The following is a 26,782-nucleotide window of genomic DNA, read 5'->3' on the forward strand; positions in this document are numbered from 1 at the left end:
CAACAGCTTTTATACCCGTTGGAGAAAACTGTTTAAAAACTATACCTAAACACATTTAAACGTAGATATCTTTGTCAGCCCACACCATAAAACGACTATTTTTACAGGTTTTATTACAGCTCATTTTGATCAAAAAAAAATTATAAAAAAAATATTCAAAACAGCCTTTTGTTGCAACACTCAACAAATAGAAGCTAAAAAACAGATCAATATTATGAATATTGCAAATACCTATAAAAAACAGGACATAAAAAAAGTGACCAATTGTGTTGATCACTTCTTAATTTAACCTAAATCGTCCCGTTGATTTAATTTATAACTAATCAAACTTGATCAATAAATTACCAAAAAACAATACTGTGATGTAGGTATTTTATGTGGTTACTGCTTTGTATTTTTAATTAGGGCTTTTAAAATTACCAAAACCCTCTTTTACAATAAGATAAATATAAAAAATTGATGAATTTAGTCTTCAAATACATCGGTTTATCAAACTACTAAAGCCAAGTATGGTTTTAACCAGCATTCGTATTTACGCTACTATTTATCAGTTTGGTTTTCTTTTTCTATTTTCTTTAATCTTTTATCGATTGAGAACAGGTAGGCCAGCAAACCTACAAGAATAATTACGATACATATTACCACAACATATATCTTTCCATTGCTGCGAAGGCTATCAGCCATTTCTACGCCATTATCCTGCGCAAATAGTTGCATGGTGGCCATCATTAATATCAGGGAGAAAAATATCTTCTTCATTTTAGTTATGTTGTTGTTTGTTTTCGTTTGTTGTTGATTGATTTTCATCTGTAACGAAGCTATCACGAATACCTTTAATTTCACCATAATCAGGTGTATTCGTAATGGTTTCTATTGAACGTATTCTGAAACGGATAGTATAAACCCAGTAGCCAATTAATATCCAGCCCAAACATGCGGGATAAAACACCATACGCATGCGGCTGTCTAAATCGTAACTGTTAAAACCTGGGTTACCGCCATTGCCTGGGTGCAATGAATCTTTTAGGCGGGGTAAAACAAAAAGCAATACCACCATCATTGGGAAGGCGAAAATATTGTAAATGGCCGAAATTTTGGCTCTTTTCTGTTCTTCGTCTATCGCATTGCGCAGAATGAGGTAGGCAAAATAGAGCAAAATTGAGATGGCAGCAAAATTCTGTTTAGGATCGAAACTCCAAAACTGCCCCCAGGTATATTTAGCCCAGATGGCACCCGTTACCAAACCTAAAACGCCAAAAACAATCCCAGCATTTACGCTTTCTACGGCTTTAATATCATCAATTTCACTTTTGGTACTCAATGATTTTACACTGTAAAAAACAGAGATCGAAAAAAGCACAATCATGGCAAACCACATCGGAACATGGAAATACAGATTACGGATTGTTTCGTTCAAAATAGCCAGATGCGGTACACCAAGTAATAAACCTGCTATTGCAGTATAAATTACCAAAACCGAACCTAAAATTTTCCACCAAGTTTTATTCATACCTATATAATTATTGAGTTCTGAATGATTGAATTAGTGAATGTTATTCCCTGTTCTATCATTCAATCCATCTCTCATTCAATCATTTTTTAATCCCTCCAAAGGTAAGGAAATAACAATAAAGACGTTGCCACCATCAGCACATTCACCACCAGTAACATCGCTATTTCATCGTAACTATTCTCCCACGGCAAACCGTCAACAGCATTTTTCGCCAGTTTAATTAACAGGATCAATACCGGAATAATGATTGGGAAGCTTAGAATAGCCATCAACATTCCACCATTTCCCGCTTTGCTTGCGATTGCCGAAACCATTGTAAATACAGTAGAAAAACTGATACTGCCCAATACCACGGCTATGTAATACATCACTAAATCAGGCGGGGTAAAAGAATCGAAAACCAGTGTATAAAAGCCTAAAGCAATTGTAGTAAGCACCAACATAAGGAGCGTATTGTAAACCGTTTTAGAAATTAAAACCGCAGCCGGACTTGCCAAAATATAACTATACAACTGTTGGCCTTTGGTTTCCTGCAAAAAACTTTTCGATACGCCATTAATTGAAGCAAAAAGCATGATGATCCAAAACAAGGCATTCCATGTTAATTTATCGCCCAGGCTAACAAAAGAGAGATAACAAGTAAAAATGGTAGAAACCACATAGAGTAATACACCGTTAATGGTATATTTGGAGCGCCACTCTAACAATACTTCCTTGTGAATTAAATATTTAACCTCTTTGGCCAATTGCATAACCGCAAAGATACTTTTATTGATAAATATTGCATGCTTAAATTGTTGTATTGTTGTAATTTTGTTTAAGAATAAGCGAAAAGGAAATTAGCCACAGAAACACTGAAGTCACGGAAAATTATGGATTACGCATCAGTTATAGCATCGCCTGTTGGCACAATAACTATCTTAGCTGATGACGAATTTGTGCATGTAATTACTTTTGCTGAGAAGGATATTACTGGATTATCAGAAAATGAACTTACGGTAAAGGTAGCCAACCAGCTAAATGACTATTTTAAAGGCGATTTAAAGGATTTCGATTTCCCAATAAAGCAAAAAGGGACTGAATTTCAGCAGGAGGTCTGGCAGAATTTACTGACCATACCTTTTGGCGAAACCACCTCATATGCCAAATTTTCTGCACACAATCCATTAGCGATACGGGCAATTGCCGCAGCAAATGGAAAAAACAATATTGCCATTGTAGTACCTTGCCATAGGGTAATTGGCAGTAACGGCAAACTGGTGGGTTATGCCGGTGGTTTATGGCGTAAACAGTGGCTGCTACAACACGAACGGGAAATTGCCCAAAAAGGACAAACCGAATTAAAATTTTAAAATCATACTTTTTTTTGCAGATGAATACAGACCAAGCCGAAACAACTAAAAATTTTATAAAAGCCATCCGCTTAATTAATATTGAAAATAACAAATGTGCCTTTGAAACGGGTACAATACCAATCCGTCAGCATATCAATGCCAATTATTTTTTCGCACAAACCGATGTATCCTCTTTAGAGAAAATCCCCCACCCTGCACCAAGGCGTCAATACGTAATTACGCTTAAGGGTAAACTTCAATTTACAGTAAGCAATGGCGAAACTTTTATTATAGAGCCGGGGATTATACTCATTGCAAACGATACAGCCGGAGAAGGACACACCTGGGAAGTTATGGAAGGTAATGAATGGGAAAGAATCTATATTCCCCTGGGAGATGATACTGATGACTATTTCACTATAGATTAGCGTTTTCAACCAGCTACACTCACAATTGCACGAAAGGTTTAAATTTTAAAATTGTTTATAGAAGGAATTTTAAACCAACCCAAATTTATCAATAAACCGATCTCTTTGGATACGGGCAACCTGCAACTGTTTATTATTTTCCAGTGTAAGCAAACAATCGTTTTTATTAAAATATTTTACCTTGTTTAAATTTATAATGTATTGACGATGGATCCGAAAGAAATTTCTGTTCTCCAAAATCTCCTGTACATCTTTTAAGGTTTTAGAAACAATTACCTTTTCTCCGTCCAATAAAACCAAAATAGAATAATTGCTACTGGCTTCTATATAAAGAATATCATCTAAATTTATAAAAACAACACCAGAAAGCGAGCTCACGGCAATTTTGTTTATGCGCTCCGAATTCATCTGCCGCTGAAAATGATTTAATTGCTCATCAGAGGGATTATGCTGAACTGCCGCCTTATTTACGGCTTCTATCAAATCATTCACATCTATTGGTTTTACCAGATAATCTAATGCACTAAATCTAAATGCTTTAATGGCAAACTCATTATAGGCTGTGGTAAAAACCACTTTGAAGGTTATCGGCATTAATTTTTCTAAAAGCTGAAAACCATTTAGTTCTGGCATTTCGATATCCAGAAAGACTAAATCTGGGCTTAAACTTTCTATCTCCTCTAAAGCTTTAATCGGATTGCTAAAAGAATAAATAGAACCAATCTGTTCACAATGCTTTTTTAACTGGATGCGTAACAGGCTTATACTATCTTCTTCATCATCTATAATTACAATATTGAGCGTTTTCATATTTAAAGAGCATTATATGTTTTACTAATGTTTATAACAAGATATTTTAGGTTAAATGAATACTAATTAAAACCAAGGTTCCAATGGCCTGATTTTCATCATTGTATAGGTCTTCAGTATGGATCTGTGTATCTGTATTAAATTCCTTATTAAAATTAGCAATACGTTCGCCCGTAATCAATGTTCCGTAAGATTTTTCTTTCTCAGCAGCTTTGCTATTCAATTCGGCTGCTTTAGCTCTGCCTATACCGTTATCTCTGATGGTTATCAATAAAGTTTGTTTGGCAAAATTCTGTGATATATTAATCAAGATCTCACCTCCCTCCTTTTTATGCATCAGACCATGCCAAACGGCATTTTCAATGTAAGGTTGTATCAGCATTGGTGGTATTTCTATAAAATCTACATCAACCGTATCCTCCATTTCAAAAGTATATTTCAACTTACCTTTAAAACGCATGGTTTCCATTTCCAAATACAGCTTAATGGTTTTGATTTCTTCTGATAATATTATTTTTTCTTTCCGGGAGTGTGCTAACGATAACCGCATTAACTGAGAAAATTTACTCAGGTAATTAGATGCCAGAACACTATTATTCTGTTCGATGTATAAGTTTATTGAATTTAAGCAATTAAAAATGAAATGAGGATTCATCTGCAATCTTAAAATCTTATGCTCATTTTCTGCATTTTTAATTTTTAAGTTAATCCGCTCCAATTCATCCAATCTATCTTTATAGGCAAGGGCTGTTAAAAACAGAATCGTATCAACCACAAAAGCCAATGTTATTAAATCGTATTGGTTATTTAAATGGTAGTACCAATGAGGCAGATAACTATTAAAATACAGCCATTTGGGTACAACAACAAAAATAAACGCAGCTGATAAAGTTACCAAACCTATAAATGCAAACTTTAAATATCCTCTGTTGGGTTTTGGTCTGGTGTAATAGCTTAACAAAAGCAATAATATCAGAAAGGGTAATACATTGTATTTCCAGAATATCTTGGTTATAATACTTTGCTCGGGCCAAACAAAGTGTACCGGCATTATAATCAACATTAATAGCCATTGGACTAAACAAATTTTAACGAATAAATTAAGGAATCTATTTTGTCTAACCTGTAAAAATTCGCTCAAAAAGAGGATGTAGAAAATACTTTGAGGAATAAAAGAAAGTAAAAATATAAAATCATTATTCAGCCAGGGCAACCAATTTACTTCAAACACCAATGCATCAACCTGCAAAGAGTATCTTAAAAACAACCAAATAGAGGCTAAAGCACAATAGAGATAGGATTTAACTCTCCGCTGCAGAAAATATTTCAAACAACAGTATATAAACACGGCAAAATAAAAACCGGCAACCCATAGCTTTAAATTTTTAAAACTGGCGGGAGAAGTGATGAGCTCATCAACTTTCTCTTTATATGCGGTATCAAAAGTTTCTAAATATGGCCATTGATAGATAATGTTGTACTGATATTTACTTATTAACAGATAAAAATGCTGCGTACGCTGCTTTTTTATAGGTAAATACACCCTCCAGTAATCACTTTTAACTGATAAATCGGTAATGCGACTGCCAAAACCTGTTCTACCGAGTAATACTAATTCCTTGTTTTTATATTCATATAGCGAGGTTTCTTCATTTTTACCACCCAGTTTTAAAATTAGGGTGGTATCTTTTTCTAACGTACTTACTGTATTAAAATTAATCCAAAATTGCCTCACAGTATCAGCAAATCCGTCTGTTTTTTGCGAAGCACTATCTAGCATATACCATTTTAACTTTTTAAGCTGGTTAATGGTTTTGTTATTATTTTTTGAAATAGCGTAATAGGAATTATTTACTAAACCCGTTTTTTTTGTTTCATCATTAATTGTAATAGGTTTTATAACGGGTTGTCCCATTAAATACAGGCTGTTACCTATAATGGTATAAACAAAAGCTATTAAAGTGATTAAAAATTTATTTTTTATACCCATCCTATCAAAAACCTAAAAAAAGATCTCCTCATTAAAGTTAATTAGAAAAAGTACAATAAATACTAAAAATGAGTGAGGTCTTGTTTTAGCCTTGCGAAGCCTACTATTCTAAGTTTAAATGCACCAACCAAACAGAGAAGCCGCTGTTCCATTTAATATTATTTTACTACACATTCCATAACCGCAGGTTCACAATAAAAAGTAGATACTTCACTCAATTGCCACAATTAAAGAATAATGTAAACTTAAATTTGATATGTAAATTAAAATCTACAAAAAAACGTGTTTTTTAATAGCTGAACTGTAGAAAATTATGGTGACCTCTTTGCCATAAAATAAATGAGATAGAGATGAAAAAGACCTTAATTAGCGCACTCTTAATAAATGTTGTGTTAATAACAGCGTTTACTTCAAATACCGATATTTCTTTTCGGTTGGGTGCAAAAACCTGTACAGTAAAATATCAGGAAAACAAAAAAAGTATTGCCACACTCCTATCATTACATGATAATGAAAATACGGCCATCGAAGCTTTTAATAGCTTACCGAAAGAAATAAGTTTTAATCTTTTCGAAATACATCAAGCAAACGAACGATGGTTAGCTTATCGGATACACCAAAAGGATTATTTTTTTGATCCTAACCGTATTTTCTCAAAAACAGGGATTGACAGTACGCTAAAAAAGTACAACCAGGGAACCGTAATCTTTCCAACAGAAATAACTACCCAAATTAAAAAATTTTCAGATACTCTTTTAAAAGTGTTTAATGTCAGAAATCCAAACAAATACATCATTTCTATACACAACAATACCAATAATGGAGCACTTTCATTGATCGATTATATCAAACCAAACAAATATTATAAGGAAGCTAAAGATGTATTTATGGCCGGAGGAAAAGATTTAGATGACTTTTTTCTGGTGACAGAATTAAATGATTTCAATTATTTAAAAGCATTGAATGAAAATGTAGTGCTGCAAAGCGACAATCCAAATGATGACGGCTCACTATCTGTGTATTGCGGTAAAAATAAAATTCCATATATCAATATTGAAGCAGAGGAAGGCCATAAAAACCAGCAAGTGAGCATGTTGAAAATTGTTTACGACCTTTTAAAAATAAGATAAGATCCAGTTTACAAAAACCACATTCATATTGACTTTACTTAAAGAAATGTAACCATGTATATAATCAAAAAGAATATTTTGCTGCGGGCTGTATTTGGTATGGTCTTATATTTTGGAATAACATTAAATGCCTCTGCACAGCTATATTCCAGTTCAAATCCTCAATTTGAATGGGGCGGCTGGGTCCAGAACTCATGTTATAAAGGCATTTATATCCGTGTTCAAAAGGCGTATTTTAACAAAAGTTCTCAACAATGGTACTGGAATTGGCAAATACAAAACAGGTATACCAAAAGAGTAGCCATTAGCTGGGTGTTTTACGATAAAAATGAAGGCAAGCCATCTGTGACAAATTCACGCCACACTTTTGAGCCAAATGCAATCTGGAAAAATGGCAGTTTTGGGAGTGAAACCGAACTTTCATGGATCTTTGAGGCAGCCTGTTTCGCTTTTAAGGAGTATAATGGCACTTTACTTGATGATTGCTCAACTAATCCTGCCATTTACAGAAAAGGGTATTACTATGCAGAATGCGATAATGGTATACCTAATTACAAAGCTTATAACGGAGAAAGAACTACCCAGTCCAATCAAACTACCAATACTTACCGAAATACAGGAACAACCGGAGCAAGAAACTTGCAAAATCAACAGACCTCATCAAACCAGAATGCAGCTTATGATACCGGTTCTGGAGTTGTTCCGGCAAAATTTAAAGGAGATTTAGGTGCTTTTATAGGCGAAAACCTGAAATATCCTCAAAAAGCAATCGAAAGTAATATACAAGGCAAAGTGAATGTCAAAATCATAATAGAAACTGATGGCAGCGTTAGTGCATCCATAATTGATGGCCCTATGGCACTAAGGGATGAGGCGCTGAGGGTTGCAACACTTACCAGTAGAAACTGGACACCGGCCAGATTAAACAACATTAGCGTAAGATACTCACTTACACTTCCTATTACATTTAACTTAAGCAATTAAAGCCATGAAAAGTTTTATTCAACAAGGCCTTATATTGATGCTATTGTGTATAGCAACAAAGACCAGTGCACAGATTAAAAAAGCAGCAACGCCTGTTAAAACCAAACAGATCATTGCCACTCAGTCTACAGCAAAAAGTTTAGCTGCTGAGTTACTTCGCTCCAATACAGAGCAAGCCTGTAAACTTATCAGCAATGAACTGAAAGCAATAGGTATCCAGATAGAAAGTATGGAAGAAGAATCTATATATGATCATCCAAAAAGCAACGAAAAACCCGGAAAACTGTTAGAAATGCGCACATCGTTAAGATGCAGTAACAAGATGCAGGTAGATGTGCTTGCAAATGCAAGCGATCAGGTACAGGGCGTAAATTGGTATCTTAACAATATTTCGCCGGCAACTTTTACAGCTACGGAAAAAATACTGGGCTACCGCAAGTGGCCTTTAATCAGCAATGCTGTTACCTCAAGCCTTTATTTTAATAATAATTTAATAGCCGAAGTAAGCGAAATGGGAAGTAGTGAAAGCGATAAAGCAAAATTTACTTATGCCATTAACTTAACTAAAACCGATCGTTTTATCTCACCCACTATAACAAAAACATTCAATACCGATTCGCTAACGGTTCATAGCAACCCTGAAGAAACCGGACAAAGTGTTGTACAATTTTTAAAGGGTCAGGGCATTAAATTTCTTTATAAATCGCTCAACAACATTTTAACAAATTATGAAGGGAAAGGAATTTCAACAGTTTTTGGATACACTACAACTTACATGTTTGGAGAAGGTACATCTGTAACTATTTCATGCAATAAATATCGAAAATTAGATGGTATTAACTTCTATTTCACCGACCCACTCGTGCACAACAAAATAAAGAAATGGTTCCGTTTTAACAATTGGGCTAATGAAGGTGAAGGAGACGAAGAAGGAGATATTATTTATAACAACAACAATCTTCAATGTTTAAATAACGACAAGGATAAATATATCCAATTTACGATTTCACCTTTTATTAATGACATTCATACCAGGTACCAAAACACTAATCCGATAGATGCAAGCGCTTTAGTAAGCTATTACTTGAACATGGAAAAGAATGCTTTGAAAACCCTTTTAACCAAAGAATATGTTACAATGGTAAGTGTAGATTGGGCGAGTAGAAAGATGACCTATAATGCGGCGGCTTACCCGCACGAGTTCTACTTCAAATCGCCATCCGATTCGCTTAGTTATGTCGTTTACGAATACAAACTGAGCGATACCTATTCACGCATTATCTATTTTAGCACTGGCGACAAAGCTTACTATGAAAAAATGAAAAGCGACTTAATCACCCAGGCAAAAGATCCAAAATCGGAAGTTATTATAAATTATAGCGATAAGCCATTTGAGAAAACACGAATGTACTACATCATGATATTTTCGAAGGCCCAGGAGGCTGTTTTCGCAGATAACAAACGCAAAAAAGAAGAAGCTTTGCTTGCACAACAGCAACGAGAAAAAGAAGCTGCTGCTGAAAAAGCGCGTTTAAAAGCCGAAAGAGATGCCAAAACCTCAGCCGACATCCAAAAAGTAGGCGATATCCTGATACAAGGTTTGGAGCAGATTAAAAAGAAAGGGAACAATTAATTCTCCATATAACCTTGTTAAAAAAAAGAACACAGGTAACTTGACGGCTACCTGCGTTTTAATTTGATATTATTTATATCTAGCCGTTCATTCTTAACACTGGTAGCCAATAAAATCACGGCTACAAGCTATATTCCTGAAATATTAAGTTGAATAAGCTAAGATTTCACCTCTAATTGTGATTTCTTAACACTGAAAAGCATAAATATAACACCTACCAAAAGTACAATCCAGCCCCACTGGAAATGAACAACTTTACCGATAAGTTTATTGGCGAAGCCATATTTAGTATAATTATTTGCAGTAAAATAAACAGCAACTACCGCTAAAACATACCAGATAGTCATTACAAAACTCATAAACTTAAAGGCACCTACTTTTCTGATAAACAGAAACAACACCGAAATAGCGATAATGGCATAAGTGATCAGAAACAAACGTGCATCTGATTGATACAAATTCCAATTGCCTTTAATGGGCACTTTTAACATGGGGCAGAAACCTGCAATAACGCATAATAAAATGCCTAACCAAGCCCTGAATTTATTTAATACTAACATATTTTTTGGTTAATCAGTTAACTGTATAAATCGGTGAATTGCTTTAATAGCTGATAGTTGATGGTTAATAGCTAACTTGTCTGGCATTTTTTAATGACTAATGACTAATGACTAATGACTAATGACTAATGACTAATGACTAATGACTAATGACTAATGACTAATGACTAATGACTAATGACTAATGACTAATGACTAATGAACTATTGCCCTTCAATAATCCCCATCTTATCTGCGAAGTGGGCACAGTAATCACGTAAATCTTCAACAATCAAAGTTTCGTTTGTGGCTTTTAAAAAGCTATCGCCCATGGTTTGCAAAGTTTCGTAGAAGAAACGTTTCATCTCATCAACAGGCATATCTTTTGTCCAAAGATCTATCTTTAAAGTATTTTTATAATTGTGGTCCCAAACCGATAAAAACATCGCCTTGGCAGGCACTTTATCAGCGTTTCCAGCATCTGTACTCTCCCAAAGTATGTTATCTGGGTTATTGCCTTCATCTAACTCAACGGTTATTTTTATTTCTGCTTTTTTCATTTTTTTTAAATATATCACACCGATTAAAGGATTACACCGATAAAGGGATTCTTAGGTATCAGTTTATTTTTTTCGGATGCAAAGATGATTAATATTAGTTTTACTTCATCGTAGCCTTACGCTACTTTTTGTAAAATTACCATCAAGATTATGGCTATCACGATGAAAATCGATTCAATAATCCAAATCCTTTTTGTGTTTTTCAATGTTATTCTGAATAATATATCCGTGATTATTGTGACAAACATTAAACAGACCAATATTAAAAAATAAAAACCGATTGAAATTTCTTCACTACGGCCAACTTTATTCTGTGCAAAGATCAAATAAATCATTGCAGCAACAGTGATGGCCTGAACTATATTTAAAGGCGTAATCCTAAAGTTCATCTGTGTTTATTTATTTGTTTTCAATTGTCAGATGGAGCCTTTGACAATTGAAATAATTATTTAGAAATTAATAATTATTTTAATTGTGTCGGGTTCATTACTTTTTCTTATCGAATTTTTTACCTTTTTTAAAACTCTTTACCTGCTTACCAGCCTTTGCTTTGGCTTTCTCCCTCACCTTTTTTTCTATTGCAGCAGCATGTTTTTTCTCGTGGAAAGCCCCTTTAAAATCAGGATCTTCCTTGCGTTTCTGCATATCAATTTCCTTTGCAATATGTTGGCGCTCTTCATAAGGTGTTTCATCAATAAAAACGCCTTCAGGGATTTCAGCAACAGGAATGTACTGGCGGATCAATTTTTCGATCTTGCGGATATAATATTTTTCGGCATCCGTTGCAAAGGTAATCGCATCACCTTTGGCAAATGCCCTACCCGTACGGCCAATTCTGTGTACGTAATCTTCGATAATGATCGGCACATCGAAATTGATTACATGGCTTACATCACTCACATCAATACCCCTACTTGCAACATCCGTAGCCACTAAAACCCTGATATTACCTTCTTTGAAACTATTTATGGAGTTAATTCTGGTGTTTTGTCCTTTATTGGCATGGATCACACGAACATTCTCAGCGCCATATCTGCGCTCAATAAAACTGTAAATATTATCGGCAACGGTTTTTGTTTTACAGAAAATGATCAGGCGGTTAAAAGCCTCATCATTCTTCAGCAAATGCTGTAGTAAATTAATTTTCGTTTTGAAATTGGGAACATGGTATAAAGCCTGCGTTACGTTTGCAGCAGGGGTTGCTTGCGCAGATGCCTCAATCACAAGCGGATTATTCAAGAAATCGCCTGCAATTTTCTGCACTAAATCACTCATGGTTGCCGAAAACAATAAATTTTGGCGTTTACGCGGAACTATTTCCAAAATCCGGTGAATAGAGCCAATAAAGCCCATATCCATCATTTTGTCCGCTTCATCCAGTACCAAAAATTTAAGGCTCTGGGTATTAATATCACCAGCCAAATATAAATCCAAAAATCTTCCGGGTGTGGCAATCAGGATATCAACTCCTTTTGCAATTTGCTCTTTCTGTGTTTTCGGACCAATTCCACCAAAAATCACTAACGAACGTAAATCGGTATAAATCGAAAACAACTTTACCTGCTCGGCAATCTGCATCGCCAGTTCGCGTGTTGGAGATAAAATCAGTGCTCTTGGGTTATCACCCTGTGCATATTTCAATTGCATTAAAATTGGCAAAACAAAAGCCGCGGTTTTTCCTGTACCAGTTTCTGCAATACCAAAAATATCCTGTCCAGATAATACTGGTGCAATTGCTTTTTCCTGTATCGGCGTGGCAACGGTATAACCTGCATCGGCAACTGCATTTAAAATTTGCCTGTTTAACTTAAATTCTTCGAACGATTTTGCCATAGCGCACAAAGATAGTGATTAAGGTTGAGGGTTAGAAGATGTAAGGCAGAAGGTTTTGAACCCAATTGCAATTCAAAGCTCTTATCAGCTATTTAATGTAAAGCAAAGCCAGTAACTCTTCTTTTCAGCAAGCCCCGCCACCCGCTTTACTTCGTGCTCGCTACTGTCGGGTTTATTTCACTCAAAACAGTAACATTAAACTCAGTCAGCACCTTTCATCCGCCAAATTAGCGTGTCAAAATTCTCAAATCTCATATCTAACTTCTCAAATCTATTTTTACCTTTGAAACCATGAATACTTACCTGATAAAAGCTGCTACAATTGTAAATGAAGGACAAAAAGTTGTTGCCGATGTATTGATAAAAGATGGATTGATAGCCAAAATCGGTCAAAATCTATCTGCACCTGATGCGCAAGAAATTAACGCAGAAGGGCAATACCTTTTACCAGGGATGATTGATGACCAGGTGCATTTCCGCGAGCCTGGTTTAACCCATAAAGCCGATATTTTTACCGAAAGCATGGCCGCTGTGGCTGGAGGGATTACCTCCTTTATGGAAATGCCCAACACGGTACCCAATACTTTAACACAGGATTTATTAGCTGATAAATACGAAATTGCTTCGCAAACCTCATTGGCCAATTACTCATTCTACATGGGGGCCAGCAATGACAATATTGAAGAGGTTTTAAAAACCGACCCTAAAAACGTTTGCGGAATTAAGGTCTTCATGGGTTCATCAACCGGGAATATGCTGGTTGATAATGAGAAAACTTTAGAAAACATTTTTAGCAAAGCGCCAATATTAGTGGCTACCCACTGCGAAGATGAAGCAACTATCCGCGAAAACTTAGCCAAGTTTAAGGCGCAATACGGTGACGACCTGACTATTGATATGCATCCTTTAATCCGCAGCACAGAGGCTTGTTATAAATCATCGTCACTAGCGGTCGAACTGGCTAAAACTTATCAAACCCGCTTACATATCTTACATATTTCTACAGCAAAAGAAATAGCACTATTTGATAATATTACCCCGCTAAAGGATAAAAAAATTACAGCCGAAGCTTGCGTACATCACCTTTGGTTTAACGATAAAGATTATGCATCAAAAGGAAATTTCATTAAATGGAATCCTGCAGTAAAAACGGAAGATGATCAAAAAGGTGTGCTTAAAGGTGTGCTGGAAGATTACATTGACGTGATTGCCACAGATCACGCGCCACACACATTGGCAGAAAAGCAGCAGCCTTACGCTCAAGCCCCATCTGGTGGTCCATTGGTACAACATGCCTTACCAGCATTGTTAGAAATGCATTTACAGGGTAAGATCTCTTTAGAGAAAATTGTTGAAAAAACAGCACACAACCTGGCCATCTGTTTTGATATCGAAAAACGTGGTTTCATCCGTGAAGGATACTGGGCAGATTTAGTGTTGGTAGACTTAAAAGATTCCTGGACAGTAACCAAGCTTAACAATTTCTACAAATGTGGTTGGAGCCCTTTTGATGGAGATACCTTCCAGGCAAGTATTACACATACCTTTGTATCAGGAAATCTGGCTTATCAAAATGGCAAATTTACGACCGATCAGATTGGAAAACGCTTAACTTTTGCAAGATAGATTTGTTATATTTGTTTAGTTTAAGAGATTAGCAATGACAGATTTACAGTTATTTTCGGAAATTTCAGCACTCCCTTCAAACATGAAGAAGGAGGTTTCGGATTTTGTTGCTAAGTTGAAAGAAAAAGCGAAGAATAGAAATGTAATTCCTGATAACAAAGTCGAAGAGCCTGCTATAAAATATGGCACAAAATTTTCGGATCTTTTATTAAATGGCCCAGTATTTTCTGAAACACAAATTCAAAAAATCGATGAAGCAAGAAAATCAATAAATGAATGGCGGACCAAATAATAATGGTTGATACCTCAATTTTGATTGATTATTTCAGAAAAATGGATAAATCAAAAACAAGGTTATTTGATTTATCTCAAAAATCAGAAAACCTGTGCATATCCAGTATAACTGAATTTGAAATTTATACAGGTGCAAAAGGTGAGCAGGCAGATTTCTGGAAAGCCATGCTGTCTAGTTTTATTGTATTTCCATTCGATAGTGATGCGGCTTTGATGGCGGTAGAAGTTCAAAACAAACTAAAAAGGCATCGCAAAAGTATAGATAAAGCTGACTTATTCATTGCAGCAACAGCTATTGCACACGATTTATATTTCGATACACTTAATTACAAGCATTTCAAGAATATTGAGGATTTGAAGCTATTTAAGCAATGATTACTTTTAACCCTCCTATAAAAGACAGAACGACAGAACAAATTCTGCAGATTGTTAGTTCTCCTGAAGATTGGAATGACATTGCCTTGGTACAGGCAGAAGAGGAAATCAAGTTGAGAAATATACCTGAACGTGAAATAAACCAAAGTAAATTTTATGCTCAAAAAGCAATTGAAATCGAAAATTTTAAGCTTGCAAATGAGTCATATTCTATCTCTGATTTCATATTTAGTCCCCCAACAACACTTTTTGAGATTATAGTTTCCTGGGAATTAAGGAAAGATGGATACATTAGAAAAGCAGACTAACAACAATTACTCAGGCCAATATTCATCTTGGTGATTATTATAATGGTCATTATTTTCAACTGGTAATACAAATGCAAAAAAATAAATCTATCTATTCAAAATTTATCGTTGTTTTAGTAATTGCTTTACTCATTTATTTCTTTGGCTTCTTCCCCTCCCTTGTCCAAAAATATTACTCAACAGGTTTTTATCCTCACATCTCTTCGGCATTAAGGTTTTTATCGTCTACTTTCCCTTTTGCCATTGGCGATATCATTTATGCCTTATTGATTGGCTTTGTACTTTATAAAATCGTGAGGTTTTATAAACAACGAAAATCGCTAAAAAGACAGGATAGAATTCTTGTTCCTTTACAGGTCCTCAACTTCTTTCTGATGCTCTATATTATTTTCAAAATTGTATGGGGTCTAAATTACAGTCAGCCAAGCATTAGTGAAGAACTGGGTATTGGTAATGAAAAATATAACGTTAAAGAATTAGTTGTTCTTGGCGATTATTTTATCCAAAAAACCAATAATCTAAAACTGAAGCAAGGCAAAATTCCAGCTTACACAGTCAAAGAACTAGAAATAAGGTCAACAGCGGCTTATGCGTTGATGGCACAAAAAAATCAGTTGTTCCATTATCCAAACCCTTGCTTAAAGTCTGTTTTAAATTCATGGATGATCAGTAAAATTGGCATCGAAGGCTATTACGCGCCGCTTTCCGGCGAAGCCAATATGAATATGAGTTTACCGGATTTCGTTAAACCTTATGTAAGCTGCCACGAAATCGGACATCAATTGGGCATCGCTTATGAGGATGAAGCTAACCTATTGGGTTATTTAACCGCAAGCAACAGCCCAGATGTAAATTATCAATATTCTGCTAATTATGAAATGTTGCGGTATATTTTGTTTGAGATCAGGATGAAATCTCCCGACGATTATAAATTACTTTATTTGAAACTCTTACCACAGGTTTTAGCCGATTTCAAAACCGAAAAAGAATTCTGGCGAAAATACAATGGCGATATGTTCGGTTATATGGATGCCGCATTCGATAGTTTCTTAAAACTGAACAATCAGAAAAAAGGAATTAATAGTTATCAGGATATTGTAATCTGGCTGTGGAATATACATAAAAAGGAGTTGACAATTAACAGTTGATAATGAAAAACCGAAAACTGCAAACTGAACTATCCGTGTATCGCTTCTTTAGTTCCAAAACTCTGAATCAGTTCCCCTTCAAAATCTAACCATTCTCTCCAGCGTTTATCTACATCAACATCGGTACTGTATTTACGCGCAAAATTTAAAAATGTGGTATAATGTCCGGCTTCCGAGACCATCAGCTCGTGATAAAACTTGGCCAGTTCCTGATCTTTTATATTTAACGAAAGTACCCTAAAACGTTCGCAGCTTCTGGCTTCAATCATTGCCGCAAACAATAATCTATCAATAAAAGCCATATTTCGGCTTCCGTCTTTTTTGCTAAACTTCACCAAACGGCCGACATAGTCATCTTTCCGCTCACGGCTTAAAGTATAACCCCGTTTTTTTATAATTTCAATTACCATCTGGAAATGCTGCATTTCTTCGATGGCAATCGCTGTTAATTCATCTACAAGATCCTGATGTTCTGAATTTTGAGTAATTAAAGTAATGGCATTGGTTGCCGCCTTTTGTTCGCACCAGGCATGGTCAGATAAAATTTCTTCTAAATTCGATTCCGCCATATTTGCCCAACGTGGGTCTGTCAATAATTTTAATCCTAACATGTAGTGCTTGTAATTGAGCTGCAAAATTAAGAATATTTAAGATACGTTTAATATCTCTCGCAGTTTTAAAAGATCATGCAGATTTTACATTTCACTCCGCGAAAATCACATTTATCTGCGGGAGCCAAAAAAAAGAACTTATTTTGCAGGTAAATGAATACAAGCGCTAAGAAATTATTAATTATTGGATTTGTTTGGCCCGAACCCACTTCATCAGCAGCGGGTACGAGGATGATCCAATTGGTTGATTTATTTCTGTCCAAAGGTTATCAGATCACTTTTGCATCGGCAGCATCAAAAAGCGATTTCAGTTATGATTTTAGTGAGACTAGCGTTGTTGACGAACAAATCAAATTAAACGACGAAAGTTTCAACCTATTTCTGAAAGAATTAAATCCAGAAATGGTATTGTTCGATCGCTTTATGGTAGAGGAGCAATATGGCTGGCGGGTTCAGCAGGAATGCCCTAATGCAGTTAGGATTTTAGATACCGAAGATTTACACTGCCTGAGAAGTGCCCGCCAGCAAAGCGACAAGAAAAAACAAGTTTTAGATTTATTTTCGGACACTGCCAAAAGAGAAATCGCTTCAATTTTACGCTGCGATTTATCTATAATGATTTCGGAAGTGGAGATGGATATACTGAAAAATCAATTCAAAATTGATCCTTCACTGATTTATTATTTACCATTTCTCGAAGAAGAAATGGATCAGCAGACCATCGAAAACTGGATCTCATTCGAAGAGCGTGCTGATTTTGTTTTCATTGGCAATTTCCTTCATGAGCCTAACTGGAATACCGTTCAGGTTTTAAAAACCAAGATCTGGCCAGAACTCAGAAAAAGGCTTCCAAACGCAAACTTGAATATATTTGGATCTTATGCCTCGCAAAAAGTGCTGCAACTGGATAACAAAGGCGAAAAGTTCTTAATTAAAGGAAGAGCCTTAGATGCTAAGGAAACCATTGCTAAACATCGGATATTACTTGCCCCTATCCAGTTTGGCGCAGGTGTAAAAGGGAAATTCATTAATGCGATGCAGGTTGGTACCCCATCGGTTACCACATCCGTTGGCGCAGAAGCCATGAAAGGCAATTTAGATTGGAATGGTAGCATCGAAGACAATTTATCGCTATTTATTGATGAAGCGCTAAAGCTCTATCAGGATAAAAATGCCTGGCAAGTTGCGCAGCAAAATGGCGTACAGATTATTAACCAAAGGTATGCTGCTAAATATTTTACAGATCAATTCATTAAAGAAGTTGAAAGATTAGCTTCAGATTTAACTGCACACCGGCAAAATAACTTTTTCGGACAGATATTAAATCACCACACGACACAGAGCACCAAATATATGAGTTTGTGGATCGAGGAGAAGAATAAGAGATAGTCCAGAGTCTTTAGTCGGGAGTCCGAAGATATAGCGATATTAATAAAACTCTCGACTTTCGGACCTCCGACCTCGGACTTTTTCAACTAAAACTTACAACTTAACAACAATTTTAGCACAACATTATTGTAAATTTGCAGCCATGGCAAAAATATCAATTAACCTTGCTACAGGTTCGTTTCAAAAGGAAGAAATTATAGTTGGAATAGATTTAGGTACAACCAATAGTTTGGTGGCATTTATCAATCCAGATAAGAATCCGCAGGTAATTAACGATGCAGGTAAAGGAATATTGGTACCATCGGTAGTATACTTTAATGGCCAGAATGAAGCCGTTGTAGGTAACGAGGCGAAAGAATACTTAACCTCTGACCCTTCAAACACGATTTTTTCAGTTAAAAGATTACTTGGCCGCTCTTATAAAGATGTGGCCGAACATGCAGCTATTTTCTCTTACAAAATTATAGACGACGATAGCGATGCGTTAGTAAAAATCCATGCCGGCGACCGTTTCTATACACCGATTGAATTATCGGGGGAAATTTTGAAAGAGCTTAAAGCAAGAGCAGAACACGCTTTAAAAACTCCGGTTAACAGAGCTGTAATCACTGTTCCGGCATATTTTAACGATAGCCAGCGCCAGGCCACACGAGATGCTGGGAAACTGGCCGGTTTAGATGTGATGCGTATTGTAAACGAGCCTACCGCAGCAAGTTTGGCTTACGGAATTGGCTTAGATCCATCGCAACAAAAAACAATCGCGGTTTACGACTTAGGAGGCGGAACATTTGATGTTTCTATTCTACAGATCCAGAATGGAATTTTTGAAGTTTTGGCCACAAACGGCAATACTTATTTAGGTGGTGATGATTTCGATCGTGCCATTTTAAACTATTGGTTGGAGAAAAACAACCTTGATGTAGCAGTTGTTGCTCAGGACAACATTTTGATGCAAACCTTACGCTTACAGGCTGAGGCTGCTAAAAAAGCACTATCTACCCAAAATTTATACAATGAACAAGTTGGCGAAATCTGGTGCACACTTGATAAACAAACTTTTGAGCAGTTAATTTCAGCAAAGGTTGGAGAAACTATTACTGCTTGTAAAAATGCATTAAAAGATGCAGATTTATCAGCCAGCGATATAGATGAAGTGATTTTGGTGGGTGGTTCTACACGTACACCTTACGTAAAACAGGCAGTAGAAAATTTCTTTGGTAAAAAACCTCAGGACAACATCAATCCTGATGAAGTTGTAGCACTTGGCGCCGCCATTCAGGCCGATGTTTTGGCAGGAAACCGTTCTGACATCCTATTATTAGACGTTACCCCACTTTCTTTGGGCATCGAAACTATGGGTGGCCTAATGGATGTAATTATTGCCCGCAACAGCAAAGTGCCAACTAAAGCTGGTCGCCAATATACCACTTCAATAGATGGACAGGTAAACATGAAGATCTCTGTTTATCAGGGTGAGCGCGATTTAGTGAAAGAAAACAGAAAACTGGCTGAGTTCGACTTAAAGGGAATTCCTGCGATGCCAGCTGGCTTGCCGAAAGTAGATATCAATTTTTTACTGAATGCAGATGGAATTTTAACTGTTCAAGCGATAGAGTTACGTTCGGGTGTTAAACAAGAGATAGAAATTACCCCAAGTTATGGCTTGAGTGACGATACTGTAGAGAAAATGCTCCTCGATAGTATAGAACATGCCAAAAGTGATGTGGAGCAACGCATGCTCATTGAAGCGAGAAGTGAGGGTGAGCAATTGCTTTATACCGCCGAACGTTTTATTGAAAAACATGCTGAACATTTAACAGAGACCGAAATTGCAGAAACCAAAGTACATATCGAAGCGCTCAGAACCGCTTTAGCTATTCAGGAAAAAGATACCATTTTGAAGAAAGCAGACGAGCTGAATGAATTTACCCGTCCTTTTGCAGAGCGTGTAATGGATGCAGCGATTTCTACGGCAATGAAAGGTAAGAAGATAGAGTAACTAGTTGGCAGTTTTCAATTGCCAGTTTTCAGCCTCGGCACGTCATCCTGAATTTATTTCAGGATCTTTCTTAGTATTCCAGTAGCAGTCGTCATTCTGAACTTGTTTCAGAATCTATCCTGCAAATAAGACTCCCATGTTTAATTTTTGTTTTGGAAAGCAATACCAATACTTATCGGTTCCGATAGTCCCGCTTGCCGCTTTACTTCGTGTTTATAACTGACTTATTTCTATGAAGCTGTAAAAACCAACGCCTGTTTCAAACATGATTACATCGGTAAAAGTTAAGGATAATAGCAATTTGGGTCCATTACTCTATGTTTTTGGTTTCTTCCCATTATTTTTAATTAACCTCACTTTTATCTGTGACCTGAGTTATCTACAATCAACATTAATTACAATGACGATATTGGTGGTATTTCTTATATTCTTTTTCAAAAATCTAATAGCCAAACAAGAGGAATATGCCATCATAGCAGATGAAAATGAGATCACATTCTTAAAATTGGGAACTTTTAAGTGGAATGAAATCAAAATGATTAAAGCTATTCCTGATCTACCATTTAGCCGTAACAGGTACAAATTTATGAATATTACTTTACAGAATGGTAAAAAGTTCAAGATCGACACTACCAACTTCGATTATCCTAATCACGAACTCGAAAGCATTTTTAAAACTTTAGGTAAACTGGACGATTAAATTACAAATCCTTTCATCTCTTTTCTTACCATACATCAAAAACCTCTTCATCCTTATCCATTAACTTTGTTGAAATTATTTATCATTATGGAATTAGGTATCGGTATGTTTGGCGATTTGCAGATTAATGCAAAAGGAGAAATCCAACCCGCTCAGCAAAGACTTCAGGAAATTATAGCAGAAATAAAACTAATGGACGAGGTTGGTTTAGATTTCTATGGGATCGGCGAACATCATCGCCCTGATTACGCCGTATCAAGTCCTGAAATTATACTGGCCGCTGCAGCTACAGTAACCAAAAACATTAAACTAAGCAGCGCAGTTTCCGTTTTAAGTTCATCCGATCCGGTTAAATTGTATCAAAATTTTGCCACAATAGATTTAATTTCAAATGGCAGGGCCGAATTAATGGCCGGTCGTGGAAGTTTTATCGAATCGTTTCCGCTGTTTGGTTATAACCTACAAGATTACGACGAACTTTATGAAGAGAAGTTAGAATTACTCCTCAAAATAAATAAGGAGCCCAAAATCAGCTGGAAGGGTAAATTCAGACCAGAACTGAATAATCAAGAAGTGTTGCCTAGAGCTGTAAACGACAATTTAAAAATATGGGTAGCCGTTGGTGGAACACCAGAATCAGTAGAACGCGCTGGCAGACTAGGTTTACCTGTAATGTTTGCCATCATCGGTGGTCAGCCTATACAGTTTAAACCACTTTTCGATTATTATAAAAGAGTTTATGAAGCGTATGGGCACGACATGAGTAAATTTGAGGTAGGTGTGCATATGCATTCCTTATTTGGCGAAAACAGTAACGAAGTTGCAGATTACTATTACCCACTTTATTCCGCTCAGATGAACAGGATCGGTAAATCACGTGGTTGGGCACCTTATCAACGCAATCAGTTCGACGCTGGCCGAAACAGTAGTGGGGCTTTAATTATTGGCGATGTAAACGAATCGGTAGAGAAGATTTTAGCCATGGAAGAAACCTTTGGCTTAACACGTTTCTCAGCACACATGGATGTAGGAGGCCCATCGCACGCAGCCTTAATGAAATCAATAGAATTATTCGGAAGCAAAATTGCACCAAAAGTACGCGAGGCTTTAAAGAAATAAATTATACCTCATTCTTTTTGGTGAAAATCTGCAAAAAAGAATAGATATAACAGCCTACACAAATGGCGAATAAACTCTCTAACAAAGCGAAAATGATCATAACAGAGGTAAAAATTAGCGCTGCATTATAAAAATCAAATAGAAATACCGCGGTAATCAATAAGCAGAATCCAAAGCCCAAGGTTGCCGCGAACTTTTTTGGCGCCAGATCCTTCATTTTCGGCGAAAGCGAAAGTCCGTCAGCTATTTTGATGGCGATAAATTTCAACAAACTAAATTTACCTGAAGTAAATGCCCTTAAAGCAAAATCAAACAGCAGGAAAACAATTGCCCAATAATTTGAAAACACAACACAAGTAATTGCGATCACAGCAACTATAAAGGCAATAATCCTAACTACATTTTCATTTATTCTTTCTGCTGATACCGGGCAAGATAATTCCATAGGGCTAATTTTGCCGTAAAATTAGCGAATTAATTTAATGTGTATACAATCCAACAAAAAACCACCCCCAACCCCTCCTTGAAAATAAGAACGGGAGCTGATTTATCAATATAAAATCTACAATGTGAACAACATTTTAATGCAGGTTCAGACTATAAACTCTAAATAAAAGACACGAACCCTGCTCCTGCGTGGCTGTCTTATAATAGATTGTCATCCTGAGCCTGTCGAAGGACTAAATTAAATAGCCTTGGCAGAGCGTTTCGACAAGCTCAACGTGACAATGCGGATCGAATTTAACTTTTTGACACAGCCTCAGTAAGAGCGTTACCTCAACTCATTCGCAAAATTTTCTGTACCCATTAGAAATACATTCCTATATTTAGTAAAGTAAAATTACGCACTACCAGATATCGAATGGATAATTCAGAAAAATTAAACCTGCTATTAATTAAGCTGGAAAACCTGTTGCTCAGGCAACAAGGCTTTGAAGCCGAAATTCAAGCTTTAAGAAACGAGGTTAGCGCGCTGCAATCGCCAGGTTCAGTGTCTACACCTCCAACAATAAATCCTGAGCCAATCATTACAGCACCACCAAGAAATACGCCTCCGGGCTTTGTCGCACAACATTCGACTGTACCTCAACCTACCCCTGCGCCTATTCCGTCGCCGGCAAACCAAACGCAACCTAATTTTGCCGAGAGATTTAAGCGTGAAAACATGGTTAAATCTGATTTCGAGAAATTTATTGGAGAAAATCTAATTAGCAAGATTGGAATCCTGATTTTAATCATTGGTGTGGCTATTGGCGCTAAATATGCCATTGATCATGATATGGTTAGTCCACTTACCAGGATTGTATTGGGTTATGCAGTAGGAGCCGGTTTAATGGCTTTTGCCATAAAGCTTAAAGCCAAATACGAAAATTTTTCAGCCGTTTTGGTTAGTGGTGCAATTGCCATTATGTATTTTATTACCTATGCAGCTTACGATTTCTACGCTTTAATTCCGCAGGCACTGGCCTTTGCCTTAATGGTTGTATTCACCTCATTTACCGTTGTTGCAGCAATTAAGTATAACAAACAGATTATCGCCCATATTGGTTTAGTTGGCGCTTATGCCGTGCCTTTTTTACTGAGCGATGGTTCGGGCAAGGTTGGCGTTTTGTTTACCTACATGGCCATTATCAATATTGGCATCCTCGTGCTCAGTTTCAAAAAATACTGGAAACCTTTATTCTATGCATCTTTTGGTTTAACATGGATCATCTTTTCTGCCTGGCGCTTAGATTTAAGCAGCACAAACAATTACTTTAGCCTCGCATTATTATTTTCTACTCTATTTTTCCTTATTTTTTACATTACCAACCTGGCCTACAAAGTGAGCAAAAAAGAAGTTTTTGGCTTTAGCGATGTCGTCATTTTACTTTTAAATTCGTTTGTATACTATGGAATAGGTTATCTAATATTATCCGACAATAAAAACAGTACTGAATTATTAGGTTTGTTTACGTTGGCAAATGCCGTGATCCACTTTGTGGTATGCCTGATTATTTACAAGAAAAATCTTGCAGATAAAAACCTCTTTTACCTTATTCTGGCAATGGTGATCACCTTCATTACAATGGCTGTTCCTGTTCAGCTAGATGGCGGTTGGGTAACCATTTTCTGGGTTGTAGAAGCCGCTGTACTATTCTACTTAGCGCGGATAAAAAAGATTGTTATTTACGAAAAACTTTCCTTCCCATTAATATTTCTGGCCTTTTTTAGTCTGCTGGAAGACTGGATAACTTATTATGATATCTATAACGGAAATGCAGCCATAATCACACCAATTCTTAACGTTGGCTTTTTAACCGCATGCATATTTATTGCCTGCTTCTTCTGGATGTTCAGCATCAGCAAAAAAGAAAGTGAAGAACCCGTAGCATGGATCTGGATGAGACAGATACTCAGTTATTCCATTCCCGCTATTTTGGTTTTTGTAATCTACATTACCTTTAGGATCGAGATTTCTAAATACTTTAATAACCTCTTCGAACTGAGCAAGATCAACACTACTCCAAAAACCAGATTTTACGATTCAATTAGTGAATACAACTATAATTATAAGACCTTAAAAACAGCGTGGATTTATATTTACACCCTATTTTTTGCTTCAGCATTAAGTTATTTGAACATTAAAAAGCTAAAAAACACCAAACTCGCCATCACTAACCTTGTTATTAATATCTGGGTTATCATAGTATTTCTAACTTTTGGACTCTATAAATTAAGTGAGCTTAGAGATGCCTATTTACTTCCTGAAAGTAAGTATTTCATTATTGGTTCATTTAATATCGGCATCAGGTATGTAGCAATTGCTTTTTTTGCTTTGCTGATTGTACAATGCTATCAGTTGCAGCGTTCGGGGTTATTGAAAAAAGATTTAAAGACCATGTTCGATTACCTGCTTTATCTTTCAATCTTATGGATCATCAGTAGCGAATTGATCAATATTTTAGAACTATCACATTCAGAAGGAAGTTATAAACTGGGATTGAGCATCCTCTGGGGCATATTCTCATTATTCTTAATTAGCATGGGTCTGGCCAAAAACAAAAAACACTTGCGCATTGGGGCAATGGTTTTATTTGGGATAACGTTGATCAAACTTTTCTTTTACGATATCTATTCTTTAAGCACAATTTCTAAAACCATAGTTTTTGTATCGTTGGGTGTGTTATTGCTCATCATTTCTTTCCTTTACAATAAATACAAACATTTAATTATAGATGATGCTAAAATTGAAAATTAAACTATTTACCTTGCTTTTGCTTTGCACCACCATCGCAAATGCACAAACCAATACTTACAAATTTAAGCGAAGTATAACGGGTGTTAATACGGTTTGGCATAAAATGGTACTGCCAGATGATTTATATAAAAAAGCAAATGCAGGTTTCGAAGATTTAAGGATTTTTGGCATCAATGGAAAAGATACCATAGAAGTTCCTTACCTGTTAAAACAGCGTGCCGATAAGGTAACTACAAATGATATTGCATTTAAACAGATTAACCAAAGTGCCAATCCTAATGGTTATTATTATACTTTTCAGTCGCCAGGAATAAATTTAATCAACCAGATTAATTTGGCTTTTAAACAAGAAAACTTCGATTGGAAAGTTACCCTAGAAGGCAGTAACGATAATAAAGAATGGTTTGCTATCTTATCAGATTATCGAATTTTATCGATCAAGAACAATGATACAGATTACCAGTTTACCAAATTGAATTTTCCTGATTCGAAATATCAATATTTTAGGATTGCGGTAAAAAGCTCAATACAGCCCGAATTATTGGAAGCAAAAATTTCGAAAACAGATACCATAAAGGGAACCTATCAGGAGGTTAAGTATCAATCTTTCGACCTTAAAAACGATATATCCAAAAAGGAATCAGTTATTGATGTAACCTTGGCCAATCCCGTTCCCCTATCCTATTTAAAGTTGAATGCACAAAGCGATTTCGATTTCTACCGTTCGATCAAAATTGAATATGCAACAGATAGTTTTAAAACCGACAAAGGCATTCAGTACAATTATGCGAATCTCTATGAAGGCACGATAAGTTCTTTGGAAGAGCCAACATTCAATTTCGCGAATACCATTACATCCAGATTAAAAATCACCATCCAAAATAACGACAATAAGCCATTACGTTTAAGCGGCTTACAGTTAAAAGGAAACATTTATGAAATTATAGCCCGGTTTGACGAACCAAAAGATGAATATGCTTTATATTATGGCAATGAAAAAGCTACAGGTCCGGTTTATGAAATTGAAAAATTTGAAAGTAAAATCCCAAATAATTTAACCAGCGTAAACATTGGAACAGAACAGCAAAACCCTGCCTATTCCATTAAAATAGAAAAACCATTATTTGAAAACAAAGCATGGCTTTGGGTATTAATGGCGGTGATTATCGCACTATTGGGCTGGTTTTCATTTAAAATGTTGAGGAATTAAGATTTATT

Annotated in this window: 26 protein-coding genes; 16 read left to right on the forward strand and 10 right to left on the reverse strand. The window is 36.1% G+C overall.

Annotated elements, in window-relative coordinates; genetic code table 11:
- Nucleotides 1-540: 540 nt before the first annotated feature.
- The 3 genes from ASU31_RS11010 to ASU31_RS11020 all read right to left on the reverse strand — a co-directional run bounded on the left by ASU31_RS11010 (nt 541) and on the right by ASU31_RS11020 (nt 2,265).
- Nucleotides 541-759, reverse strand: a complete 219-nt coding sequence (locus ASU31_RS11010) for a CcmD family protein (RefSeq protein ID WP_029275364.1) — start codon at nt 757-759, stop codon at nt 541-543.
- 1 nt (nt 760) lies between these two features.
- Complete coding sequence (locus tag ASU31_RS11015) at nt 761-1,510, reverse strand: cytochrome c biogenesis protein (RefSeq protein ID WP_245224532.1); 750 nt, start codon at nt 1,508-1,510, stop codon at nt 761-763.
- Between the two features lie 89 nt (nt 1,511-1,599).
- Nucleotides 1,600-2,265 carry a heme exporter protein CcmB gene (locus ASU31_RS11020; RefSeq protein ID WP_057932371.1) on the reverse strand — a complete coding sequence of 222 codons (666 nt, stop codon included), beginning with the start codon at nt 2,263-2,265 and terminating at the stop codon, nt 1,600-1,602.
- Nucleotides 2,266-2,385: 120 nt separating this feature from the next.
- Here ASU31_RS11020 and ASU31_RS11025 point away from each other — a divergent pair, with 120 nt between their 5' ends.
- On the forward strand, nt 2,386-2,865 hold the full coding sequence (locus ASU31_RS11025) for a methylated-DNA--[protein]-cysteine S-methyltransferase (protein ID WP_057932372.1): 480 nt from the start codon (nt 2,386-2,388) through the stop codon (nt 2,863-2,865).
- Nucleotides 2,866-2,885: 20 nt separating this feature from the next.
- On the forward strand, nt 2,886-3,275 hold the full coding sequence (locus tag ASU31_RS11030) for a cupin domain-containing protein (protein ID WP_057932373.1): 390 nt from the start codon (nt 2,886-2,888) through the stop codon (nt 3,273-3,275).
- 69 nt (nt 3,276-3,344) lie between these two features.
- Here the strand turns inward: ASU31_RS11030 and ASU31_RS11035 are convergent, their stop codons facing one another.
- Both ASU31_RS11035 and ASU31_RS11040 read right to left on the reverse strand, forming a co-directional pair.
- Nucleotides 3,345-4,085 (reverse strand): LytR/AlgR family response regulator transcription factor, encoded by a 741-nt coding sequence (locus ASU31_RS11035; protein ID WP_057932374.1) that lies wholly within the window; start codon nt 4,083-4,085, stop codon nt 3,345-3,347.
- Between the two features lie 46 nt (nt 4,086-4,131).
- Nucleotides 4,132-6,000: a sensor histidine kinase gene (locus ASU31_RS11040; protein ID WP_167346176.1), complete on the reverse strand. Its 1,869-nt coding sequence runs from the start codon at nt 5,998-6,000 to the stop codon at nt 4,132-4,134.
- Between the two features lie 425 nt (nt 6,001-6,425).
- Here ASU31_RS11040 and ASU31_RS11045 point away from each other — a divergent pair, with 425 nt between their 5' ends.
- The 3 genes from ASU31_RS11045 to ASU31_RS11055 are packed head-to-tail and all read left to right on the forward strand — an operon-like array spanning nt 6,426 to nt 9,822.
- The gene (locus ASU31_RS11045) at nt 6,426-7,205 is read left to right on the forward strand and encodes a hypothetical protein (RefSeq protein WP_057932376.1); all 780 of its coding nucleotides are present in this window, start codon (nt 6,426-6,428) and stop codon (nt 7,203-7,205) included.
- A gap of 54 nt (nt 7,206-7,259) precedes the next feature.
- Nucleotides 7,260-8,189 (forward strand): energy transducer TonB, encoded by a 930-nt coding sequence (locus ASU31_RS11050; RefSeq protein ID WP_057932377.1) that lies wholly within the window; start codon nt 7,260-7,262, stop codon nt 8,187-8,189.
- Between the two features lie 4 nt (nt 8,190-8,193).
- Nucleotides 8,194-9,822, forward strand: a complete 1,629-nt coding sequence (locus ASU31_RS11055; protein WP_057932378.1) for a hypothetical protein — start codon at nt 8,194-8,196, stop codon at nt 9,820-9,822.
- Between the two features lie 158 nt (nt 9,823-9,980).
- Here the strand turns inward: ASU31_RS11055 and ASU31_RS11060 are convergent, their stop codons facing one another.
- The 3 genes from ASU31_RS11060 to ASU31_RS11075 all read right to left on the reverse strand — a co-directional run bounded on the left by ASU31_RS11060 (nt 9,981) and on the right by ASU31_RS11075 (nt 12,754).
- Nucleotides 9,981-10,382, reverse strand: a complete 402-nt coding sequence (locus ASU31_RS11060; protein WP_057932379.1) for a hypothetical protein — start codon at nt 10,380-10,382, stop codon at nt 9,981-9,983.
- Nucleotides 10,383-10,585: 203 nt separating this feature from the next.
- Nucleotides 10,586-10,921 (reverse strand): gliding motility protein GldC, encoded by a 336-nt coding sequence (gene gldC / locus ASU31_RS11065; RefSeq protein ID WP_057932380.1) that lies wholly within the window; start codon nt 10,919-10,921, stop codon nt 10,586-10,588.
- 486 nt (nt 10,922-11,407) lie between these two features.
- Nucleotides 11,408-12,754, reverse strand: a complete 1,347-nt coding sequence (locus ASU31_RS11075) for a DEAD/DEAH box helicase (protein ID WP_057932382.1) — start codon at nt 12,752-12,754, stop codon at nt 11,408-11,410.
- 291 nt (nt 12,755-13,045) lie between these two features.
- Here ASU31_RS11075 and ASU31_RS11080 point away from each other — a divergent pair, with 291 nt between their 5' ends.
- From ASU31_RS11080 to ASU31_RS11100, 5 genes are all read left to right on the forward strand, one after another.
- Nucleotides 13,046-14,380, forward strand: a complete 1,335-nt coding sequence (locus ASU31_RS11080) for a dihydroorotase (RefSeq protein WP_057932383.1) — start codon at nt 13,046-13,048, stop codon at nt 14,378-14,380.
- A 34-nt stretch (nt 14,381-14,414) separates the two neighbouring features.
- Nucleotides 14,415-14,672: a hypothetical protein gene (locus ASU31_RS27850; RefSeq protein ID WP_057932384.1), complete on the forward strand. Its 258-nt coding sequence runs from the start codon at nt 14,415-14,417 to the stop codon at nt 14,670-14,672.
- 2 nt (nt 14,673-14,674) lie between these two features.
- The gene (locus ASU31_RS11090) at nt 14,675-15,049 is read left to right on the forward strand and encodes a type II toxin-antitoxin system VapC family toxin (RefSeq protein ID WP_280739859.1); all 375 of its coding nucleotides are present in this window, start codon (nt 14,675-14,677) and stop codon (nt 15,047-15,049) included.
- Nucleotides 15,046-15,357 carry a hypothetical protein gene (locus ASU31_RS11095; protein ID WP_083505336.1) on the forward strand — a complete coding sequence of 104 codons (312 nt, stop codon included), beginning with the start codon at nt 15,046-15,048 and terminating at the stop codon, nt 15,355-15,357. The genes ASU31_RS11090 and ASU31_RS11095 overlap by 4 nt, the downstream gene beginning before the upstream one ends.
- A 71-nt stretch (nt 15,358-15,428) precedes the next feature.
- Nucleotides 15,429-16,505, forward strand: a complete 1,077-nt coding sequence (locus ASU31_RS11100; RefSeq protein ID WP_057932386.1) for a DUF3810 domain-containing protein — start codon at nt 15,429-15,431, stop codon at nt 16,503-16,505.
- A gap of 29 nt (nt 16,506-16,534) precedes the next feature.
- On the opposite strand, the gene ASU31_RS11105 is transcribed toward ASU31_RS11100, so the two are convergent.
- Nucleotides 16,535-17,116, reverse strand: coding sequence for a MiaE family protein (locus tag ASU31_RS11105; RefSeq protein WP_057932387.1), 582 nt, complete (start codon nt 17,114-17,116; stop codon nt 16,535-16,537).
- 153 nt (nt 17,117-17,269) lie between these two features.
- Here ASU31_RS11105 and ASU31_RS11110 point away from each other — a divergent pair, with 153 nt between their 5' ends.
- From ASU31_RS11110 to ASU31_RS11125, 4 genes are all read left to right on the forward strand, one after another.
- Nucleotides 17,270-18,505 carry a glycosyltransferase gene (locus ASU31_RS11110; protein ID WP_057932388.1) on the forward strand — a complete coding sequence of 412 codons (1,236 nt, stop codon included), beginning with the start codon at nt 17,270-17,272 and terminating at the stop codon, nt 18,503-18,505.
- 142 nt (nt 18,506-18,647) lie between these two features.
- Nucleotides 18,648-20,504: a Fe-S protein assembly chaperone HscA gene (gene hscA / locus ASU31_RS11115; protein WP_057932389.1), complete on the forward strand. Its 1,857-nt coding sequence runs from the start codon at nt 18,648-18,650 to the stop codon at nt 20,502-20,504.
- A 265-nt stretch (nt 20,505-20,769) separates the two neighbouring features.
- Nucleotides 20,770-21,204 (forward strand): hypothetical protein, encoded by a 435-nt coding sequence (locus tag ASU31_RS11120; RefSeq protein ID WP_057932390.1) that lies wholly within the window; start codon nt 20,770-20,772, stop codon nt 21,202-21,204.
- Between the two features lie 87 nt (nt 21,205-21,291).
- Nucleotides 21,292-22,323 carry an Atu2307/SP_0267 family LLM class monooxygenase gene (locus tag ASU31_RS11125; RefSeq protein ID WP_057932391.1) on the forward strand — a complete coding sequence of 344 codons (1,032 nt, stop codon included), beginning with the start codon at nt 21,292-21,294 and terminating at the stop codon, nt 22,321-22,323.
- A gap of 1 nt (nt 22,324) precedes the next feature.
- On the opposite strand, the gene ASU31_RS11130 is transcribed toward ASU31_RS11125, so the two are convergent.
- Complete coding sequence (locus tag ASU31_RS11130) at nt 22,325-22,768, reverse strand: DUF4395 domain-containing protein (protein ID WP_057932392.1); 444 nt, start codon at nt 22,766-22,768, stop codon at nt 22,325-22,327.
- 417 nt (nt 22,769-23,185) lie between these two features.
- Between ASU31_RS11130 and ASU31_RS11135 the strand changes: the two genes are divergently transcribed.
- Nucleotides 23,186-25,564: a DUF2339 domain-containing protein gene (locus tag ASU31_RS11135; protein WP_057932393.1), complete on the forward strand. Its 2,379-nt coding sequence runs from the start codon at nt 23,186-23,188 to the stop codon at nt 25,562-25,564.
- A complete protein-coding gene (locus tag ASU31_RS11140) occupies nt 25,554-26,774 on the forward strand; it encodes a DUF3999 family protein (protein WP_057932518.1) in 1,221 nt (406 codons plus the stop codon). Before ASU31_RS11135 ends, ASU31_RS11140 begins: the two co-directional genes overlap by 11 nt.
- Nucleotides 26,775-26,782: the final 8 nt, after the last annotated feature.

The organism is Pedobacter ginsenosidimutans (assembly GCF_001442625.1).
GTDB lineage: Bacteria > Bacteroidota > Bacteroidia > Sphingobacteriales > Sphingobacteriaceae > Pedobacter > Pedobacter ginsenosidimutans.